The organism is Paenibacillus sp. Z6-24 (assembly GCF_054161335.1).
The window spans coordinates 1,901,701-1,923,065 of the sequence record NZ_CP096398.1; the positions used below are offsets into that span (position 1 = coordinate 1,901,701).

Consider the following 21,365-nt stretch of genomic DNA (forward strand, 5'->3'; position numbering starts at 1 on the left):
AAAAGGTGCGGACACGCTGCTTCTGCTGAAGCGTGTATAATATACAACAGCTGTTAAGACTTCAGGAAAAGAGAGTGAATATTCATTATGACGATTAATTGTGATATCGCGGTACTGGGCGGCGGAACCGGAGGATACGTAGCTGCCATCCGTGCGGCACAGCTGGGCAAGGATGTAGTCATTATCGAGCAGGACAAGCTGGGCGGCACATGCTTGCACCGCGGCTGTATTCCGAGCAAAAGTCTGCTGCGCAGTGCCGAGGTGTTCGCACTGATGCAGGATAGCGAACAGTACGGCGTAGCGGCAGAACAGGTCTCGCTGCAGTTTGACCGGGTACAGTCCCGCAAACAGGGGATCGTGGATCAGCTGCATAAAGGCGTACAATATCTGATGCGCAAAAACAAAATCAGAATCGTACAGGGACAGGGGCGCGTTATCGGTCCGTCGATCTTTTCCCCGCAGAGCGGCGCAGTAGCCGTAGAACTGGAAGATGGCGAAATGGAGACGGTGGTCTCCAAAAACCTGATCATTGCCACTGGCTCCCGTCCACGCTCCCTGCCGGGTCTGGAAGCGGATGGACACCTGATTCTGAACAGCGATCATGCGCTGCAAATGAAGCAGCTGCCTGCTTCGATGCTGATCGTCGGTGGCGGCGTTATTGGCATGGAATGGGCTTCCATGCTGCATGACTTTGGCGTACAGGTTACGGTTGTCGAGGCCGCTCCGCAGATTCTGCCGCTGGAAGATGAAGAGGTGGCCCGCGAACTGCGCAAGCTGATGGAAAAGCGCGGCATTACCATCTATACAGGCGCGGTCCTGCAGCTGGATTCGTACCAGCCGGGTGAGCAGCAGTTCACCATTCAGCTGGTGCATCAGGAGCAGACGATAGAACTGACCGCTTCCCGGATGCTGCTGTCGGTTGGACGTCAGGCGAATGTGGAGACGATTGGTCTCGCGAACACGGACATTCGCGTGGAGAATGGATTTATCAAGGTAAATGGAAACATGCAGACGAGCGAATCGCATATTTATGCAATCGGTGATGTGATCGGCGGTCTGCAGCTGGCTCATGCAGCCAGCCATGAAGGCATTACAGCGGTGAACCATATCTGTGGCGAAGAGACTCATTACAACCCGGCCCAGGTATCCCGCTGTGTGTATACACGTCCAGAAGTGGCCAGTGTCGGTATTACCGAGAAGGAAGCTGCAGCACAGGGACTGGATGTGAAGACCGGCAAGTTTCCTTTCCAGGCGATCGGCAAGGCGCTCGTATACGGCGAAAGCGATGGATTCGTCAAAGTTATCGCTGACCGCAATACGAATGATCTGCTCGGCGTACAGATCATCGGTCCGCAGGCGACAGACCTGATCAGCGAAGCTGCACTGGCGCAGTTCCTTAATGCCACGCCTTGGGAGATCGGACAGACGGTGCATGCGCACCCGACACTGGCCGAGATTATGGGCGAAGCGATGCTGGCGGTGGATGGCAAAGCGATCGGCATGTAAAAGTGAATAAAAAAGGAAAGATGGACTTCCAATCGTCAGACTGGAGAAATCCATCTTTTCTTTTTCGTGCAGATGTGATTATAATAAGGTTATGCTCAAGTCTTAGTACCAGGTTTTAAGACAAGCAGACATAAGCACTGTATGGTTGCTGTTCACTGCTTATGATGGACCATGCGGAAGCGGGCAGAGGATATAGGCGGACAGGCATTTCCGCCGTGAATTTGCGCAATGACTGCATGGGCGTGTAACCTTTACTATAAACGATGTAATACATCGTAATGCTGGTAGACAGTTAAGAGGGAGAACCCTGTTCTCTCCGTCATTTATGAAGGAGGTACCTGTAATGAAAGCAGAAGGTACTATTGACCAACAAACACGGCACGGGAAGCTCGGCTTGTCCGATGCCCAGGCTATTGAAATTTATCGATATATGATGATGGCGCGCAAGTTCGATGAACGTTCATTGCTGCTGCAGCGCGCAGGTAAAATTAATTTCCACGTCTCCGGCGTAGGTCAGGAAGCGGCTCAAGTAGGCGCGGCTTTTGCACTGGACCGGGAAAAGGATTATTTTCTGCCGTATTACCGTGACTATGGATTCGTGCTGTCTGTTGGCATGACTGCACGCGACCTAATGCTGTCGGCATTTGCCAAAGCGGAAGATCCGAACAGTGCCGGCCGCCAGATGCCGGGTCACTTTGGAAGCAAGCGTCTGCGAATCGTAACAGGCTCCAGCCCTGTAACGACACAGGTTCCTCATGCAGTTGGCGTTGCGCTGGCGGCGAAGATGAAGAAGCAGGAACTGGTATCGTTCGTTACTTTTGGCGAAGGTTCAAGCAACCAGGGAGACTTCCATGAGGGCTGCAACTTTGCCGGCGTACATAAACTGCCGGTCATTATCATGTGTGAGAATAACCAGTACGCCATCTCCGTACCGGTACACAAGCAGCTCAGCGGCAAGATCAGTGACCGTGCACTCGGTTACGGCTTCCCGGGTATCCGGGTCGATGGCAACGATGTACTGGAAGTATATGCGGCCGTCAAGGAAGCGCGCGAGCGTGCGATTCGTGGCGAAGGGCCAACGCTGATCGAGGCTATGGTCTATCGTCTGTCCCCGCACTCCACTTCGGATAACGATCTGGCTTACCGGACCAAGGAAGAAGTCGACGCCAACTGGGAAAAGGATGGTCTGCCGAAATACAAGCAGTATCTGATCGACTGCGGCATCTGGAACGAAGAGCAGGATCAGGCCCTGCAAAAAGAATGCACCGAAATTATGAAAGAAGCGACGGAATATGCGGACGCAGCTCCTTATCCGAGCGCGGATGACCTGCTGAAGCACGTATTTGCAGGGGATGGGGAGGATGTTCAGTAATGGCTATGATGGAATATATCGATGCGATTCGCCTGGCGATGAAGGAAGAAATGGCGCTGGACGAAAATGTATTTGTACTCGGTGAAGACGTAGGCGTCAAAGGCGGCGTATTTACAACGACCAAGGGACTGCAGGAAATCTACGGGGAAGACCGCGTTATGGATACTCCGCTGTCCGAGTCTGCGATCGCAGGCGTAGCTATTGGTGCCGCCATGTACGGAATGAAGCCGATTGCGGAAATGCAGTATTCGGACTTCATGCTTCCGGCGACCAATCAGATCATCAGCGAAGCGGCCAAAATCCGTTACCGTTCCAACAATGACTGGAGCTGTCCGATCGTCGTACGTGCGCCAATCGGCGGCGGTATCTTCGGCGGATTGTATCATTCCCAGTGTATGGAATCGGTGTTCTTTGGAACCGCCGGTCTCAAGATCGTAGCGCCTTATTCGGCTTATGATGCCAAGGGACTGCTCAAGGCAGCCATTCGCGACCCAGACCCTGTGCTCTTTTTTGAAAATAAAAAATGCTACAAGCTGATCAAGGGCGATGTGCCTGAAGACGATTATGTCGTACCGCTAGGCAAAGCCAATCTGCTGCGTGAAGGCGATGATATTACAGTCATCAGCTACAGTCTGCCGCTGCACTTTATTATGCAGGCTGCCGAAGAGCTGGAGCAGGAAGGTATTACCAGTCATGTACTGGATCTGCGCACCATTCAGCCGCTGGATCGCCAGGCGATTATCGATGCAGCCCGCCGTACCGGCAAAGTACTGATCGTCCATGAAGACAATCTGACCGGTGGTGTCGGCGGTGAAGTCGCTGCCATTATCGCGGAAGAATGCCTGTTCGATCTGGATGCTCCAATCCGCCGTCTGGCAGGTCCGGATGCACCGGCAATGCCGATTAACCCGCCGCAGGAAAAAGCGTATATGCTGAATAAGGATAAAGTAAAAGCAGCGATGCGTGATCTGGCCCTTTTTTAATATCCGATCTATCAAAACAGCTGCCGTCAGACCGGTCCAACCGGGGAACGGCAGCTTTTAGGAGTGAATATAATGTCCCAAAAAGGAAATCCGACCGATGTCGTGATGCCGCAGCTCGCCGAGTCGCTGGTATCCGCCACAATCGCCAAATGGCTCAAACAGCCCGGTGAATCCGTCGATCAGTACGAACCGATCTGTGAAGTTATTACGGATAAAGTAAACGCCGAGATTCCTTCCGTGCTGGAGGGGATTATGGGTGAACATCTAGCAGCCGAAGGACAGGAAGTGGCTGTCGGTGAAGTGATCTGCCAGATCTATACGGAAGCCGGCGCCGCAGAAAGCGCTTCTGCTCCTGCAGCTGCCTCCACACCGGCACCAGCCGCTGCACCAGCGCAGCAATCGGAGCCTGTCATATCGACGGCAGCTCCCGTACAGCATACAGCTGCTCCACAGCAGCAGTCCGAGCCTGCAGCAGCAGCGGGTGCAATGGCCGGTCGTTACTCACCAGCCGTGCAATCCCTTGCTTCCGAGCATGGACTCAATCTGTCTCTGATTCAGGGTACGGGTGCAGGTGGACGCATTACCCGCCGCGATGTACTCAAAGCGCTGGAGAATGGGACAGCTCAAGCTGCTGCCGTTCAGCAGCCTGCTGCACCATCCGCTCCTGCAGCACAGTCGGAACCTGCTGCGTCCACGACCGATTATGCGGTTCGCAATTCCGGCATGCACCTGAGCGAGACGCCGGCGATTCAGAAAATCGAGCTGGAGCAGGCTGAGAGTGCACCGGCACGTGGAGAGCATCTGATCAATGTCACTCCATTGCGCAACGCGATCGCTCGCAATATGCGCCAGAGCGTATCCGAAATTCCTCATGCATGGACGATGATCGAAGTGGATGTGACCAATCTGGTCATGCTGCGCAACAAGCTCAAAGAGGAATTCAAGCGCAGTGAAGGCATTACACTGACCTACCTGCCTTTCCTGATCAAAGCGGTTGTCAATGCGATCAAGGATTATCCAATTATGAACTCCGTCTGGGCCGTGGACAAAATTATCGTTAAGCGCGATATTAACGTCTCGCTGGCTGTCGGTACCGAAGATTCGGTGATGACGCCGGTTATCCAGCGTGCCGATCAGAAGAACATTGCCGGTCTGGCACATGAGATCGAAGATCTGGCGCGTCGTACCCGAGAAGGCAAGCTCAAGCTGGATGATATGCAGGGTGGCACATTTACCGTCAATAATACCGGTTCCTTTGGTTCCGTATTGTCCTATCCGATTATCAACTATCCACAGGCGGCGATTCTGACATTTGAATCGATCGTGAAGCGTCCGGTCGTGATCAATGATATGATCGGTGTCCGCTCGATGGTGAACCTGTGTCTGTCTCTGGATCATCGTATCCTGGACGGCGTTATCTGCGGTCGTTTCCTGCAGCGGGTGAAGGACAATCTGGAAGGCTACAATATGGAGACCAAGTTGTATTAAGCTCCGGTTTGCGTTACATTGAAATAAAGCAGGCAGCAGGTTGCTGCCTGCCCTTTTGAATGAAATGAATTCATGAATAGGCATAACAGGTATGTAAAGGTTGACAAACGTAACGGTTTTGTCGGCCTTTTGCTTATCATCCGGGATAAGCCGACATGACAGGATGAATCATCAGGGAAGGAAGTGCTTTGTTGATGGGGAAAACGATTCAGGTATCCTATACGCCGCTGATGGAATACGCAGCCGCATGGGACAAACAAAAGGAAATTGTACGTGGTATTGACGAAGGTGAACAGGGAGAGCAGCTGCTGATGCTTCAGCATCCGCCAACGTATACGATCGGCTCGCAGCGTCATCCCGAGCATCTGCTGTGGAGCGAAGAGGAACTGAGACAGCGGGGAATTGCCCTGTTTCAGATTGACCGCGGAGGAGATATTACATATCATGGCCCTGGTCAGCTGGTCGGTTATCCGATTCTGCTGCTTGACGCGGCCAAAGGCATTGATCCGCATCGTTATTTACGTACTCTAGAACAGGTCATTATCGATTATCTGGCCGATCAGGGGATCGTGGCCGGACGCAAGGAAGAATATACCGGTGTATGGGTCGGCGATCTGAAGATCGCTGCGATCGGTATTAAGTTCAACAAATGCCGTAACCGTAAAGGCTTTATTACAAGTCATGGGTTTGCTTTTAATATTGCTTCCGGTATTCAGCAGGAGGGGTTCACAGGAATCATTCCATGCGGGATCGAGCAGTACGGGGTCACTTCACTGGAGGATATTACCGGCCGCTCGTATACGGTGGAGCAGGTGGCACAGGAGATTGTGCCGCATTTTATGCGTCATTTTGAATATGAGCAGCCGGAATATGAGGCAAACTTACAGCAGAGGCTGAATGATTGAGAACAGCACGGATGCGATCATGGCGATCAGCATCAGATAAATAAAAGTACGAAACCATTTTTTCTGTTGCATTTCTGATGACTCCTTTATCTTTTCAATATAGAGCGGACGTGTATTGGTAAAATAAATAATCATTTTTATCATACCGACTGCACAGGCGTTTTGCAAAGATTTTGGACAGATAATAATAGGGACAAAGTGAAATTAATGTGACAACCATCCAAAGGAGCGAATCATTGTGGTATCCGAAAGCAGATTAATCGAAGAATTCATGGAACTTGTACAAATCGACAGTGAGACCAAGCAGGAGCGCATTATTGCCGACCGCCTGACTGAGAAGCTGCTGGCGCTTGGATTTACCGTTATTGAGGATGAATCGTCTCTGCGTACCGGACATGGAGCAGGCAATCTGATTGCTACCCTTGCTCCGAATACGGACGCGCCGATCCCGAAAATTTTCTTCACTTCCCATATGGATACAGTGAAACCGGGCATCGGGATCAAGCCGGTCATAGACAGCGAAGGCTGGATCACGAGCGAAGGCGACACTATTCTGGGAGCGGATGACAAGGCGGGTGTGGCTGCGCTGTTCGAGATGATCAGGGTGCTGCAGGAACAGAATATTCCGCACGGCCAGATTCAGCTGGTCATCACAGCAGGCGAAGAGTCTGGACTGATGGGCGCACGGGCAATGGACCCGGGATTGCTGGACGCGGACTTTGGTTATGCGCTGGATTCCAATGGAGCGGTAGGTACGATCGCAGTAGCGGCACCGACACAGGCACGTATCGTCATGGAGATCTACGGCAAGTCCGCTCATGCCGGAGTAAATCCGGAAGACGGCATCAGTGCGATTCAGGTGGCCGGTAAAGCGATCTCGCGTATGAAGCTGGGCCGTATCGATCACGAGACCACAGCCAATATTGGCAAATTCGAAGGCGGAGGCGCGACAAATGTAGTATGTGACTATGCCCGTCTGGAAGCCGAAGCGCGCAGCCTTGTCCACGAGAAAGTGGAAGCGCAGCTCGCTGCGATGAAGGAATCACTGGAAAATACATGTGCTGACTTTGGCGCCACTGCCAAGTTCCAGAGTGTGATCGTCTATCCGGGCTTCAAATTCACGGAAGAAGACGCGGTTGTACAGCTGGCTCAGCGTGCAGCGGCAAATCTCGGTCTGCCGAATAACATTTTCCATACCGGTGGCGGCAGTGATGCCAACATATTCAACGGCATGGGCGTACCGACAGCCAATCTGGCGGTTGGCTACGAAGAGATTCATACGACCAGTGAGCGCATTCACCGCAATGAGCTGATTAATGCAGCCCGTCTGGTGATCGAGATCGTACGCGAGACCGCGCGGCAATAGCCCTGTTTTCTCTTTATCGATAACTTTTCGTTCATAATGAAAGTACGGAATTGTCAGCCCTTCTGTCTAAAAAAGCATAAAAATGTGTAAAGAGTTAGAGTTGTATCTTTTGCAAGCTGCAGCTGATCCCAATGAACCAAATCGAAATGTCCTGCAGATCCAGATATGATCCATATCGGCAGAACGTTTACTTTTACTCATGCAATGGAGGGAATATAATGGCTGAAAACAAAAATAAACAACTGAATGAAATCACGCTGTCTACGGAATCCATTTACAAAGGCAAAATCATTTCCGTACAGGTCGATACCGTTAAGCTGCCAAACGGCGAGGAAAGCAAGCGCGAAGTGGTCAAGCACTCGGGAGCGGTCGCTGTGCTGGCTATCCATAATGACCGCATGATCGTGGTGGAGCAGTTCCGCCAGCCGCTGGGACGCACCCAGGTGGAGATTCCTGCCGGCAAGCTTGATCCAGGCGAAAAGCCGGAAGATGCAATCAACCGTGAGCTCAAGGAAGAGACCGGCTATACCGCCAAAAGCATGAAGCTGCTGTTCTCCTTTTATACGTCACCGGGATTTGCCGATGAGATCATTCACCTCTATCTGGCGGATGAACTGACCGAAGGCGAAGCGGAGCTGGATGAAGACGAATTCCTGGAAGTAACCGAGATTACGCTGGAAGAAGCATTTGAGCAAATCCGTGACGGACGCATGAGCGATGCCAAGACGATTATGGCCGTGCAGGCTTGGCAGCTGCTCAAATTGGGAGCCCAGCCGGGACAATGAGTTCCCTGCAGCGGGTTTACGCCGATCTGCATATCCATATCGGGCGCAGTGAGGACGGCCAGCCGGTCAAGATCAGCGGCAGCCGCAACCTGACTTTTGCCAACATAGCCAAAGAGTCTTCCCAGCGTAAAGGTATTGGATTGATCGGTATTATCGATTGTCACTCACCGGGAGTGCAGCAGGATATCCGTCGTTATATCGCTTCCGGCGAAATGGTGGAATCTCCCGGCGGCGGAATTGTATATGGGGACACGACAATTCTGCTCGGCTCGGAGATCGAGATTCGGGAGCCCGGGTATCAGGAAGCGCATGTGCTTGTCTATTTCCGTGATCTGGAGCGGATGACTGATTTTAGCCGCTGGATGAGCGGGCATATGAAAAATCTGCAGCTCAGCTCCCAGCGTCTGTACGTCTCGTACCGGGAACTTCAGCAGCAGGTAAGGCAGCGGGATGGACTGTTCATCCCTGCGCATATGTTCACTCCGCATAAAGGCATCTATGGCAGTGTTACGCCGCGGATGAGCGATGTGCTGGATATGGACAAGATCGATGGTGGCGAGCTCGGTCTGAGTGCCGACACGACGATGGCCGGCTATCTCAGCGAGCTGGACCCTTATCCGCTGTTGACCAACTCGGACGCTCATTCCCTCGGCAAGATTGGCCGGGAATATAATGTATTCCGGATGCAGGAGGCGAGCTTTGACGAGTTCTGTCATGTACTGCAGGGTCATAACGGCAGAGGAATTGAAGCCAACTATGGCCTCGACCCGAGACTGGGCAAGTATCACCGTACCTACTGCAGTAACTGCGAACATATTATCCATGAAGACGAGCCGGCGCTGGAACGCTGCCCGTACTGCGGAAGTACGAAGCTGACGATAGGCGTACTGGACCGGATTCTCGGCATCGCCGACCGGGACGAGCCCCAGCCGCCTGCAAATCGGCCGCCATATCGGTATCAGGTTCCGCTTGCTTTTATTCCCGGTCTGGGACCTGCCAAAATGAACCGACTGCTGGAAGCGTTTGGCACCGAGATGAGCATTCTGCATGACACATCCCGCGACGAGTTGGAAGCGGCGGTGGGAGCCGAGATTGCCCGTTATATCGAACTGGCCCGCAGCGGTGAGTTGACGCTCATTGCAGGCGGCGGCGGTACGTATGGCAAAGTCGTTACCGGATAAAGGCTGAATAAGGAACATTGTTGTACACCATATCCCGGCAAAGAAGAAGTGCTGTTGCCTTTCTGCACGAGAGGAGACAACAGGCTTTATCTTTGCCGGTTTTGCCATTTCGCATTATGCGGTACAGCAGGGAAATGAACAGGTTTTGCCCAGAGGCAACAATGCTGTGCAAGTGTACTAAAAAGTTTGACTTTGTCTTGGAACTCCCCCTATAATAATTGGAGTGAGCATTCAAGCGATGCAGTGATTTCCACAGGGGGAGGGCAAAAATGGAAGCACGGATCGATAAAATCAAACATCAATTACAATCCAAAGGTTACAAATTAACACCCCAGCGGGAAGCCACCGTCCGAGTGCTCCTTGAGAACGAAGAAGATCATCTGAGTGCCGAGGATGTATTTATGCTCGTGAAGCAAAAGGCTCCCGAAATCGGTCTGGCCACCGTTTACCGTACCCTCGAGCTTCTGAGTGAACTGCATGTCGTGGAGAAAATTAACTTCGGCGACGGTGTCGCACGTTACGACCTGCGTACCGATACAAGCAAGCACCATCATCATCATCTGATTTGTGTGCAATGCGGAAGTATGGACGAGATCCGCGAAGACTGGTTGGGACCGCTCGAGGAGCGACTGGACAAGGAATTCGATTTCTCGGTTCTGGACCACCGGCTCGATTTTTATGGAGTCTGCTATCGCTGCAAGGACAAAGAGCAGCAGGACGGCGGCCAGGACAATGGAACTGAATAACTGAATTGGATACCAGAGACTCTCGCCCGATGTTTGGCTGTTCGGGAGGGAGTCTTTTTGCCATAACCGCCTGTCCATAGACAGAGATATCACCAAGTGACTGCAAAGGAGGCTGATTTCCAGTGAGTGATTATTTGGAGAGATTTATCCGTTATCTGACCGAGGAAAAAGGACTGTCCCGAAATACGTTGGAATCGTACCAGCGGGACCTGAATCAGTTTCTGGAGTTTGCCAGGCAGCGTCATCTGACAGAGCCGGATCAGATCCGCAAGACACATATTGCCCTGTTCCTGGGAGAAATGCGCCAGATCGGCAGAGCGTCATCCACCATTACCCGGATGACCGTTTCGCTGCGTTCATTTTGCCAGTATCTCGTCCGGGAAGGGATCATTCAGCAGGACCCGTCTATACATATGGAAGCACCCAAAGCGGAGAAACGTCTGCCTCACGTCATGACTGTTGAAGAAATGGAGCGTCTGCTGGATGCCCCGGAAGCGTATACGGCGCAGGGCCGGCGTGACCGAGCCATGCTGGAGCTGCTCTATGCTACCGGCATCCGCGTCTCCGAGCTGATTTCGGTCAATGTAGAAGATGTACGGCTCGATCTGAGGTTCCTGCGCTGTGCTAGCAGCTCGGGCAAAGAGCGTATCATTCCGATTACCGGTGTCACCGTCAAGCGTGTAGGTGAATATATAGAAGAAGGCCGCCCGCAGCTCATCCGGAACCATCCGGAAGAGCAGGCGCTTTTCGTGAATCAGCTCGGCACTCGGCTGACCCGCCAGGGCTTCTGGAAAATCATCAAAAAGTATGCCCGGGAAGCCGGAATTGAGACCGCCATCACTCCGCATACGCTGCGGCATTCCTTTGCTGCCCATCTGCTGGAAAATGGGGCGGATCTGCGCTCGGTACAGGAAATGCTCGGTCATGCCGACATCTCCACGACTCAGATCTATACCCAGGTATCCAGAAAGAATATGAAGGATGTGTATGAGGCTAATCATCCGCGTGCCAATGCAACCTGATTCATCTACCGAATAGGAGGCATGAGTCATGACAGAAATCGAACAGCAATCACGTTTTAGACGAATCTGCGTTATTGTACTGGATAGCGTCGGTATTGGTGAACTGCCCGATGCCGGCAAGTTTGGAGATAAGGGCGCCCATACGCTGGGACATATTATCGAGCAGGTATCAGGCACACAGCTGCCGAATCTGCAGCGTCTTGGACTCGCCAATATTACAGCGCTCCCGCCGCTGGAGGCTGTCGATCAGCCGCAGGCCTACTACGGCAAAATGGCTGAGACTTCGGTTGGCAAGGATACGATGACAGGACACTGGGAGTTGATGGGTCTGAATATTGGGACCGCGTTCAATACATACCCGAATGGGTTCCCACAGGATCTGATCACCCAGTTTGAGAAAAGGACAGGCCGCCGTGTGCTCGGTAACAAGCCAGCTTCCGGTACCGATATACTGGATGAATACGGCGAAGAGCAGATGAGGACCGGTTCCTGGATCGTCTATACGTCGGCAGACAGTGTGTTCCAGATTGCCGCTCACGAGGATGTAATTCCGCTGGAAGAGCTGTATGCTGCCTGCGAAGTGGCCCGTGAACTGACGCTGGAGCCGGAGCATTCAGTGGGACGTGTGATCGCACGTCCGTACAAGGGCGAACCGGGTCACTTCACCCGCACATCGAATCGACATGATTATGCGGTGAGTCCACCGGAGCCTACGGTACTGAGCCGGCTGGAGAATGCAGGCTGTGATGTAATCGCTGTTGGGAAAATCAATGATATTTTCACCGGCGAAGGCATAACATCCTCTTATCCGACCAAGAGCAACGAGCATGGCGTACAGGTGACGCTGGAGCAGCTGAAGCAGGATTTCCATGGCCTGCTGTTTACCAATCTGGTGGACTTCGATTCGTTGTATGGACATCGCCGCGATCCGCAAGGGTACGCGCAGGCACTGGAAGCTTTTGACCGTTCGCTGCCGGAGCTGATGGAGCAGATCGGCGAGCAGGATCTGCTGATCATTACAGCGGATCACGGTAACGATCCGGTCCATGCAGGCACCGATCATACTCGGGAATATGTGCCGCTGCTGGTCTACAGCCCGGCACTTGCATCGCCCGGTGATCTGGGTATTCGTGAGACATTCAGTGATCTGGGTGCCACGATTGCCGACAATTTCAGCGCCGGCAGAGTGATGCACGGGGAGAGCTTCCTGAATCTTTTGAAATAAACAGGTTTTCTATTTGAAGGGGGAAATCAATAAATGACAACGATTAACCAAGCAACCATTAAAGCAGCAGCAGACTACATCCGCAGTCAGAGTGACCTGACTCCGGAAGTGGGACTTATTCTCGGCTCCGGCCTGGGCGTACTCGCCGAGCTGGTCGAGGAGGGAGTATCCATTCCATACAACAGTATTCCGCATTTCCCGGTGTCCACGGTAGAAGGACATGATGGCGAACTACTGCTTGGCAAAGTGCAGGGGCGTCCGGTCGTTATGATGAAAGGCCGCTTTCATATGTATGAAGGGTATGGCCCGGAAGTAACAGCTTTCCCGGTACGTGTCATGAAGGAACTGGGTGTATCCAGCCTGCTCGTGACCAATGCGGCAGGCGGCGTGAATACGTCATATGAGCCTGGCGATCTGATGGTACTGAGCGACCATCTGAACCTGACTGGCCGCAATCCGCTGATCGGACCGAATGATTCGGCACTGGGCGTACGCTTCCCGGATATGTCCGAAGCTTATAGCCGCCGTCTGCGCCAGGTATTCAAGGACACCGCTGCACAGCAGGGACTCAAAGTACAGGAGGGCGTCTATGCCGGATTGCTCGGCCCAACCTACGAGACACCGGCTGAGATCGTGATGCTGCGTACGCTTGGCGCGGATGCTGTAGGCATGTCGACGGTATCCGAGACGATCGTAGCCCGTCATGCCGGTATCGAAGTGCTGGGAATCTCCTGCATTACGAATATGGCGGCAGGTATTCTCGACCAGCCGCTGTCTCATGATGAAGTCATGGAGACCGCCGATCGTGTACGTGACCAGTTCCTGAAGCTGGTACTGGCTGTTATCCCGCAAATGTAAATTTCCAGATCGGGAATGAGAGAGAATCATCTGGTAGAAATGATAGCAAAAAGAGCCTGTGGATTATTTAAATAGACTAAATTAATAAGAGGATATTATGTTCAATATATGAGCATATATCCTCTTTTCTTTTGCATATTAGATTTATTAATTAGATGTTGAAAATATCGTATACCATGCATACAATATACAGGAACATATGTTCTTTTAGTGAGGAACATAGCCTACAGCAGGAGGCGTAGTGAGGTCTTTAAATAGAGCGTTATTATCTTTAAGGAATAGTGTGCTATCAGGGTACAAGAAGTTCTCATAGAGAATAAGAGAAAGAGATACATATTACTGGATCAAGGGAGGGTTTCTGTAATGCCAGTGATGAAATATATAAGGTATTTAGGTAAGACAGGAAAAGCCCCAATACTCAAAGGCATATTGTTGTTTATTGAAGCATTTCTTTGCCTACTTAGAAAAGGAAAAGAAGGATTACACATTAATTCGATTAGAAGATTTAGCTGATTTTGTGGGATGGTTAAGAAGCCCTTATCAGAGATCAAATGTCACTCCTTTTGAACAAGAGAAAGCAAAGCGAACGAAAAAAATTAACCTTACCATTACAGTAATAGCGAACTTCTATGACTACCTTTACAGAAATGAAGAGGTACAAAATGACATGATGGAAAAGTTGATGAAGCAAATATTTACAGGGGACACACCTATTATAAATTTTTCTTGCATCACATCAATAAAGACAAGCCATCAATCAGAACAATACTGAAGTTAAAAGAGCCACGAAAAAAAGTAAACACACTCATAATAGTGATTGATTGGTAAATGTAAATGAATCATTCTTCTTCAACTAACAAAGCGGTTTGGTTAAATGAAATCTGGTAAAATAGGATATTGAAGGATTCAACAAAGGAGATGAATTATAGTGAATAAAGATATAGATACAGCTAACAATACAACCTTTGCTGGATACCAAAAGGTTGAAGTTTTTGATGAAGAATTGGGAATTACATTTCCATTGCACGTTTTGTATCCAACAGAAATTCCTGAAGCAAAGGAAAGTTTTGGCCCCTATACCTTGAATGTATCAAGGGATGCTATACCTCAAAATGGTGTTTTTCCTTTAGTTTTAATCTCCCATGGAACGGGTGGTACTCCTTGGGGTTATCGGAATCTTGCCCGTTATTTAGCACGTAATGGTCTTATTGTAGGTATACCTGAACACCCATTCAATAATCGTAATGATAACTCATTGGAGGGAACAATAAAAAATCTGACCATCAGACCAAGGCACGCATCTATGACTATCGAGTGGTTTTTCAATAGTAAAAAATTTGCGAGATTCCTAAAACCTATTTCGGTTTCGTTGATCGGGCATTCTATGGGTGGATATACAGCACTGGCAGCGGCGGGAGGTATACCATCTTCATTCCCTCATGAATCTTCTGATAATCAACCCCATCTTATCCATACCCGACCTGACCCAAGAATTAAGTCATTGGTTCTCTTAGCACCTGCGTCTGTTTGGTTTAAAACTGAAGGTGCATTAAGAGCGGTGAATATACCAATTTTAATGCTCGTTGCAGAAAAGGATAAATTTACTCCTTATTTTCATGCAGAAATTATTTTAAACGGAGTACCTGATCGTAAGAAGGTAAAGCATAGAGTGATTGAGAATGCAGGACATTTTTCATTCTTAAGCCCATTCCCAAAGCATATGATAAATGCTTCGTTCCTCCCGTCCCAAGATCCAATCGGATTTAATAGAGATAGATTCCAGGACAAAATGAACTCAGATATTTTAGCTTTTTTATTAAAAAACACTTAGAGCATTAATAAAAATTTATAAAATAAATCCCCGTTATTCAACTAACAGGGACTTAGTAAAAGAAGAAAGGGTTGTGCATATTAGAGATGACTAATATGCATAACCCTTTAATTTGTCCATCTTTTTTAATTAGGTCTTGATAATCAATTCCACAGGCTCTTTTTTGGTGTTTGAATTCAGACTATATCGCATCGGTGTCAAGTTGTGATTGTCACGTTCTACACCCGAATATCCTGCACGCTCTCAATCGTAAAGCTTTCGGCCACTGCTTCCGTTGGATAGGCATCATGTTCACGCAGATGGCGAAAGTCCAATCCGGTCAGCTGTTCGATATGGGTTACTTTGACTTGATACGTCTTGTACGGACCAAGTTCGTCTTCGGTCTGCATGGTGCGCAGCAGTCCTTTTTGCGAGATCAGATAGGCGGTGACAGACAGCTGACCGTTATCCTTGACAATGGCAGCGACTTTCCAGAATTCCTCCGGCAGCTGGATGCCGCGGTAGGCAATATCATTGTCACGGAACACCGGACCGGTGAAAATAGTCGCTTTGCGTTTGTTGCTGCGGGCATGCTCCAAAATATAATCTTCGAGGCCGAGCCAGGTGTCCTGGTTGAGATCCTTGTGTTGTGGCGCGCAGTTGGTAAAGTGAAACGTGTCCACATTTGCCCGGTCCGCATCCTTGCCCCAGATCGGATCACGCCGCCGAACGAGATGACCGCGATCCAGATCATTATCCCGGTAGATCTCATCTCCGCTCTGATACTGCTTATCCATCCGGGAATCATACCGCCATTTATCCGATCGCCCGGCATCCTGGAGCTGGCTGCCATCAATATTCACGACTGTATAGATAGCCAATCGGCGTGAACGACTCATGACAATGGAGAAATGGGTATAATCGAGAATAATGGAGCCATTGTGGAGCGGAGCCACATCTTTCGTCAACTCCGGGCTCAGTCCAGGATGCGGAATTTCGTATTGCTCACCCAGAAATTGGCGATCATAACCGTCCGCGGTATCATACCAAGCCGTGCTCAATACCTCACCTACACGTTGATGCTCATCTTCATAGCGTTCATCCTGCGATGCCATTGTACCAGCCTCCTTGAATTATAGTAGAACTCATATATTAAGTATCCAAATTAAGGGAGTTATAACCTGCCGCATGTCCAGTCAGATCATTTTCCGTAGGTGGACGAACCGACCGTGTCGCCAGCTGGAGCAGCGTTGCTACCTGTTCCGGCTTCCTGCTGCAGGCTGCTGTCAACCGGAGCCGGATTCACTTCGGGACTTGTGAAGCGCAGACTGTTATCTGTCGTATCAACATCCAGCATCGCTCCCGTTACCTGGCTGATCAGACGTGCCGGTACATAGATGACATTGTCCGCCATCTTCGGCGGTGCGCTGAGCGTGATCGTCTTGCCGTTCAGTTGGGCATATCGGCTGTTCAGCGTAAAGCTGACTGTTCCTCCCGCACTGGAAGTAGCTGTGACGGTCTTCGTAGATTGATCCCAGAACGGTACGAATCCATAATGGGTCAGCAGCGGCTTGTAAGCTACATAAGTAACGCCATTTTCACGGAAAGCCGGGATCGCCTCGGCTGGCTGCTGTCCATCGATCCATACGCTGACTTTTGATGATGCAGACGGACGTTGAGCCGGTACGGCATTCTTTTTTGCCCAGAGGGAATAGCTCTCCTGTGCGAGCCACAGTCCGACTTTTTTGTTGCGTCGCCATTCTTCGGCAAAGGCGGATACCGGCAGATTCGTCTCCCCCGGCTTGATGCCGATCTCCGGGGTAAAGGCCGGCCGTTTAAACGTTGTGATAAACCAGTCCGTATAACCGCCGCCGGAGGAATCACTGCGCTGCGGCATGAGCCGGTAGCCGGTCAGGTCGCTGAAAATACGGGCCAGCCGCTTGTCCCGCGGAAGATTGGCCGCCAGCGTATGGAAGCTCCAGTAAATGATGCGTCCGGCCGAATGATACGACACGGCAATCTGCGGATCAATCTCGTACGTGAACGCCACCATCGCTTTATTTTCCAACGTCTGTACCGGTGCGGTTCCCTTGTGATTTCGCCAGAACGGATAAGGGACATTCGCTTCCAGGGTGGACCAGTACGAGTCGTACTGGCGATTCGGGTCGATTCCCTGCAGATTGGCTTTCCAGCGTTTGAAATTTCGACTGCCGCCATTCATGCGTATAAGCGCCTGATGTACAGAAGCGGGAAACGGACTGAGTCCCAGCTGCTGCAGTGTCACACCATCCGGATTGACCATTGGGACGAACCAGATTTTGGTTTTGTCCAGAATGGTGCGTACATCATAACCTTCAAACTTACGGTCGGCACTGTAGGCAGCCGCATACTGTTCGATCATGTACATATTGAGCGTAGTTGTCAGCCATTCGCGGGCATGATGGGAGCCGTTGATAAATAGAGTCGCTTCGCTGCGACCGAGACCTACCGCCCAGATCTCCCGACCATAACGGGTTTGGCCGATCGAACGATACTCGATAATATCCGGATACTTGCGGGCCAGCGACTCGATATCCCTTGTCAGTCTGGCATATGTATAGGTGGCGGACGGATCTACCACATTTCCACTGCGTGCTTCTGCCTGACCGGGAACGATGGCACTCAGCAGAATCAGCAGCATGGACAGGTTGAGCAGTATACTTTTTTTCAAAACAATCCTCCTTGGTGTTCATGATGTGTGTGCCGGCTGCTAATCACCATGGCAGGATGAAGGGAAGAGGGATGTAGTATAGAGTGAGAAAAGGATGGTAGCAGCTTTTAACAATTATATCAATATATGACTTATAATAATATTTAAAGTTCGCGATTGGTACAATTAAAATGATTGTAGGTTGTAATGCAAACAGGCTATAGATCTGGCGTCGCAGCTGCAATGAAATCAATAGCTTCAAGGCCCTTTCCAACAAGATACGTCTCAATATATTGAGGTTGCTTGGAGAAACTGGATAAAAACCTAAAACAGCAAGCACATCTGCCCAAGGAGGTCAGCATCAAGGGCGGCGTATGTGCAGGTGAACTGGAGAGTACATACTACAATTTTTATTATTGGAGCGACGGCGACATTTCTGATGACGCAACATGGTACTGATGTGTATTGCGCTGTATTTTGTATTCCGCGAGAAAACGGATAAAACCAGCGCATCCTCATAAAAGAGAACCGGTTAGGAAGCGGGCAATGTTAATGGTACAATATGGAATCAAGATGGTGAACAGAAAGACAGCGTCTGCCTGAAGGGCGGCCAGTCTGTTTCTTTACATATCAAGCCTGTTCGCCTACCATCACTTATTCAGGAGGGATACTATGCTGCAACCTGCACTTGTAGAGAAAATATTAAATGCTGCGCTGGAAAGCGGGGGTGATTTTGCCGAAGTGTTCGTGGAAGATCGTACCGACCGTGATCTGGGCATGCTCGGCGGCGTGGTGGAACGCGCGCTGTCCGGACGCGATTATGGAGTTGGCATCCGTATTCTGCAGGGCGTGTTCTCAGTGTATGCGTATACGAGCGATCTGCAGGAGGAGCATCTCATAGATACCGCCCGCAAAGCAGCCCGCGCGCTCAAAGGATCTTCCGGTGACCTTGTACTGAATTTTGATAAAGTGCAGTTCGAAGATCGTCATCCTATCCTGCAGCGTCCTTCAGCCTCGCAAAATGCCCGCAAAATTGAATTGATGCGTCAGGCACATGAAGCGCTCAAAACTTCTCATCCGCTGATCGAGCAGACCTCGGTCGGTATCCTGAACTGGGAGCAAAATGTATTGATCGCGAACTCCGATGGACTGTGGGCGGAAGATACCCGCACCTACACCCGGATGCGTATGAGCGCAATTGCCGTGGATGGAACCCAGCGGCAGTCCGGATTCCGCGGACCGGGAGCCTATGCCGGACTGGAGCTGCTGGAGCAGATGGATATCCAGGCCGAAGCACGGGAAGCCGGGCGGATCGCCGGTACGATGGTCCAGGCGGGTTATGCACCAAGCGGGCAGTTCCCTGTCGTAATCGAAAATGGATTTGGCGGTGTTCTGTTCCACGAAGCCTGCGGTCATGGTCTGGAATCGACCGCGGTCGGGATCGGTGCTTCGGTATTCGCCGGCAAGCTCGGCCAGCAGATCGCTTCGCCGCTCGTTACCGCGGTGGACGACGGCACGATTCCGAATGCATGGGGATCGCTCAATATTGACGATGAAGGTATGCCGACCCAGCGCAACGTACTGATCGAGAACGGTATTCTCAAAGGCTATCTGATCGACAAAGTCGGTTCCCGCCGCATGAATATGCCGCCGACCGGTTCCGGCAGACGCCAGTCGTACAAATTTGCTCCGGCATCACGGATGAACAATACCTTTATCTGTGAAGGCAGCTCGACCCGCGAAGAGATGATCGCGAATACGGAATACGGCATCTACGCCAAGTCGCTCGGCGGTGGCTCGGTCAATACAGCGACCAGTGATTTCAACTTTGCCATCAATGAAGCGTACATCATCCGCAACGGCCAGATTGCCGAACCGGTCAAAGGTGCCACCCTGATCGGCAAAGGGCTCGAAGCGCTGCAACATATCGATATGGTCGGCAACAATCTGGATCACGGGCAGGGCATGTGCGGCTCGGTCAGCGGCAGTCTGCCGGTGAACTGCGGCCAGCCGACACTGCGTGTATCCAAAATGACCATCGGAGGCAGAAAGGGGGAGTAAGCAGATGAATATTACTGAGTTTCAGGAAACGCTGTTCCGCCAGGGACAGGAATACGGTTACACCGATATGGAAATCTACTACTCCGGCAGCCGTGCCATCTCCATAGCGATACGCAAAGGCGAGGTAGATACCTACCGGATCGCGGAGACGAACGGATTATCTTTCCGCGGCACGATTGGCGGCAAGCTGGGTTATGCATTTACAGAGAAAATTGCCGCAGACAGCATCCCTTTTCTGCTGGAAGAAGCCGAAGGCAACGCAGCTGTACTGGAATTAGAAGATGAAGCTGACCTTTTCGCCGGTTCAGCAGAGTATCCACAGCTGCAGACCTATTCTGCTGCGCTCATGCAGACCGATCCCGAACGACTTATCCAAGCGGCCCAGCAGGTGGAGCGTCTCGTACTGGAAAAGGATAACCGGATCACGATGGTACGCCAGAGTGCTGCCAGTGTGCGTGAGCATGAACTGCTGATTGCCAATACCAAAGGGCTGCACTGCCATCAGCAGGACAGTATCGGCAGTGTAAGTGTGTATCTGCTGGCTGGTGAAGAGCAGGAGACGGTGAGCGGGGGCTGGTTCGACTATTCCCTGACCGACTTCTCGGATATCCGACTGGAAGAAATTGCTGTCCGTGCTGTAAACGAGACCGTATCCAAGCTGGGTGCCTCTTCTGTACCGTCAGATAATTATCCGGTGATCCTGCGCGAAGATGCCGCCTCCAATCTGCTGCAGACCCATGCTTCAATCTTCTCGGCGGAAAATGTGGAAAAAGGCTTCTCCAGCCTCGTCGGCAAACTCGGTCAGCGCATCGCAGGCAGCAATATTACGCTGATCGACGATCCGCTGATGCCGGGTGTCCCGGGAGCATCGATATTCGATGCCGAAGGTGTGGCTGCGCGCCGCAATGAACTGATCCGGGAAGGAACACTGATGACCTTCCTGCACAACCGCAAAACAGCATCCAAGGTAGGGCTGGAGACGACCGGTAATGCTTCCAAAGGCGGATACAAAGGCAAAATCGGCGTGTCGTACCATAATCTCTACCTTGCGCCAGGTACACGCAGTCTGGATGAGCTGATCGCGTCAACCGAACGCGGCATCCTGATCACCGAGCTGCAGGGACTGCACGCCGGTACCAACCCGACAAGCGGCAACTTCTCGCTCGCCTGCCTCGGTTACCTGATCGAAAACGGCAAAATCAGTCGCCCTGTCAATCAGATTACTGTCTCCGGCAACTTTTACGATCTGCTCAGTGAGGTGGAAGAGCTGGGCAATGACCTGCGCTTCACCGGCAGCTGCACCTCGCCATCGCTCAAGGTTCGCTCGCTGTCGATTTCGGGAGCGTAAAATGAAGTAGAAAGTAAGAA

Annotated in this window: 18 protein-coding genes and 2 pseudogenes; 17 read left to right on the top strand and 3 right to left on the bottom strand. The window is 51.2% G+C overall.

Going from position 1 to position 21,365, the window contains the following annotated elements; translation table 11 throughout:
- Positions 1-87: 87 nt before the first annotated feature.
- From lpdA to lipB, 5 genes are all read left to right on the top strand, one after another.
- Positions 88-1,506, top strand: coding sequence for a dihydrolipoyl dehydrogenase (gene lpdA / locus M1D61_RS08360; RefSeq protein WP_458121932.1), 1,419 nt, complete (start codon positions 88-90; stop codon positions 1,504-1,506).
- 343 nt (positions 1,507-1,849) lie between these two features.
- The gene (locus M1D61_RS08365; protein ID WP_458121933.1) at positions 1,850-2,878 is read left to right on the top strand and encodes a thiamine pyrophosphate-dependent dehydrogenase E1 component subunit alpha; all 1,029 of its coding nucleotides are present in this window, start codon (positions 1,850-1,852) and stop codon (positions 2,876-2,878) included.
- Complete coding sequence (locus M1D61_RS08370; protein ID WP_046214962.1) at positions 2,878-3,861, top strand: alpha-ketoacid dehydrogenase subunit beta; 984 nt, start codon at positions 2,878-2,880, stop codon at positions 3,859-3,861. The genes M1D61_RS08365 and M1D61_RS08370 overlap by 1 nt, the downstream gene beginning before the upstream one ends.
- 72 nt (positions 3,862-3,933) lie before the next feature.
- Positions 3,934-5,349: a dihydrolipoamide acetyltransferase family protein gene (locus M1D61_RS08375; RefSeq protein WP_458121934.1), complete on the top strand. Its 1,416-nt coding sequence runs from the start codon at positions 3,934-3,936 to the stop codon at positions 5,347-5,349.
- 194 nt (positions 5,350-5,543) lie between these two features.
- On the top strand, positions 5,544-6,254 hold the full coding sequence (lipB, locus tag M1D61_RS08380) for a lipoyl(octanoyl) transferase LipB (protein WP_458121935.1): 711 nt from the start codon (positions 5,544-5,546) through the stop codon (positions 6,252-6,254).
- Here lipB and prli42 read toward each other — a convergent pair.
- On the bottom strand, positions 6,231-6,326 hold the full coding sequence (gene prli42 / locus M1D61_RS08385) for a stressosome-associated protein Prli42 (RefSeq protein ID WP_458121936.1): 96 nt from the start codon (positions 6,324-6,326) through the stop codon (positions 6,231-6,233). The genes lipB and prli42 overlap by 24 nt on opposite strands.
- A gap of 166 nt (positions 6,327-6,492) precedes the next feature.
- On the opposite strand from prli42, the gene M1D61_RS08390 reads away from it, so the two are divergent.
- From M1D61_RS08390 to M1D61_RS08430, 9 genes and pseudogenes are all read left to right on the top strand, one after another.
- Positions 6,493-7,620: a M20/M25/M40 family metallo-hydrolase gene (locus tag M1D61_RS08390; RefSeq protein ID WP_458121937.1), complete on the top strand. Its 1,128-nt coding sequence runs from the start codon at positions 6,493-6,495 to the stop codon at positions 7,618-7,620.
- A 218-nt stretch (positions 7,621-7,838) separates the two neighbouring features.
- A complete protein-coding gene (locus tag M1D61_RS08395; protein WP_046214966.1) occupies positions 7,839-8,405 on the top strand; it encodes an NUDIX domain-containing protein in 567 nt (188 codons plus the stop codon).
- Complete coding sequence (locus tag M1D61_RS08400) at positions 8,402-9,586, top strand: endonuclease Q family protein (RefSeq protein ID WP_458121938.1); 1,185 nt, start codon at positions 8,402-8,404, stop codon at positions 9,584-9,586. Before M1D61_RS08395 ends, M1D61_RS08400 begins: the two co-directional genes overlap by 4 nt.
- Positions 9,587-9,855: 269 nt before the next feature.
- The gene (gene fur / locus M1D61_RS08405) at positions 9,856-10,332 is read left to right on the top strand and encodes a ferric iron uptake transcriptional regulator (RefSeq protein WP_458121939.1); all 477 of its coding nucleotides are present in this window, start codon (positions 9,856-9,858) and stop codon (positions 10,330-10,332) included.
- Between the two features lie 122 nt (positions 10,333-10,454).
- Positions 10,455-11,354 (top strand): site-specific tyrosine recombinase XerD, encoded by a 900-nt coding sequence (gene xerD, locus M1D61_RS08410; protein WP_458121940.1) that lies wholly within the window; start codon positions 10,455-10,457, stop codon positions 11,352-11,354.
- A gap of 28 nt (positions 11,355-11,382) precedes the next feature.
- Entirely contained in the window at positions 11,383-12,579 is a 1,197-nt protein-coding gene (gene deoB / locus M1D61_RS08415) for a phosphopentomutase (RefSeq protein ID WP_458121941.1), read from the top strand.
- 33 nt (positions 12,580-12,612) lie between these two features.
- A complete protein-coding gene (locus M1D61_RS08420; RefSeq protein ID WP_458121942.1) occupies positions 12,613-13,437 on the top strand; it encodes a purine-nucleoside phosphorylase in 825 nt (274 codons plus the stop codon).
- A gap of 288 nt (positions 13,438-13,725) precedes the next feature.
- Positions 13,726-14,244, top strand: a pseudogene (locus tag M1D61_RS08425) (tyrosine-type recombinase/integrase); the annotation flags it as partial.
- 121 nt (positions 14,245-14,365) lie between these two features.
- Positions 14,366-15,268 carry an alpha/beta hydrolase family protein gene (locus M1D61_RS08430; RefSeq protein WP_458121943.1) on the top strand — a complete coding sequence of 301 codons (903 nt, stop codon included), beginning with the start codon at positions 14,366-14,368 and terminating at the stop codon, positions 15,266-15,268.
- 218 nt (positions 15,269-15,486) lie between these two features.
- On the opposite strand, the gene M1D61_RS08435 is transcribed toward M1D61_RS08430, so the two are convergent.
- Together M1D61_RS08435 and M1D61_RS08440 are read right to left on the bottom strand one after the other, a co-directional pair.
- A complete protein-coding gene (locus M1D61_RS08435; protein ID WP_458121944.1) occupies positions 15,487-16,362 on the bottom strand; it encodes a DNA/RNA non-specific endonuclease in 876 nt (291 codons plus the stop codon).
- Between the two features lie 86 nt (positions 16,363-16,448).
- Complete coding sequence (locus M1D61_RS08440; protein ID WP_458121945.1) at positions 16,449-17,957, bottom strand: M14 family zinc carboxypeptidase; 1,509 nt, start codon at positions 17,955-17,957, stop codon at positions 16,449-16,451.
- Positions 17,958-18,184: 227 nt separating this feature from the next.
- Between M1D61_RS08440 and M1D61_RS08445 the strand changes: the two are divergent.
- The 3 genes and pseudogenes from M1D61_RS08445 to M1D61_RS08455 form a co-directional block, all read left to right on the top strand.
- Positions 18,185-18,329: pseudogene (locus tag M1D61_RS08445) on the top strand (transcriptional regulator); the annotation flags it as partial.
- A gap of 279 nt (positions 18,330-18,608) precedes the next feature.
- Positions 18,609-19,997, top strand: a complete 1,389-nt coding sequence (locus M1D61_RS08450) for a TldD/PmbA family protein (protein ID WP_458121946.1) — start codon at positions 18,609-18,611, stop codon at positions 19,995-19,997.
- Between the two features lie 4 nt (positions 19,998-20,001).
- The gene (locus M1D61_RS08455) at positions 20,002-21,345 is read left to right on the top strand and encodes a TldD/PmbA family protein (protein ID WP_458121947.1); all 1,344 of its coding nucleotides are present in this window, start codon (positions 20,002-20,004) and stop codon (positions 21,343-21,345) included.
- Positions 21,346-21,365 lie beyond the last annotated feature (20 nt).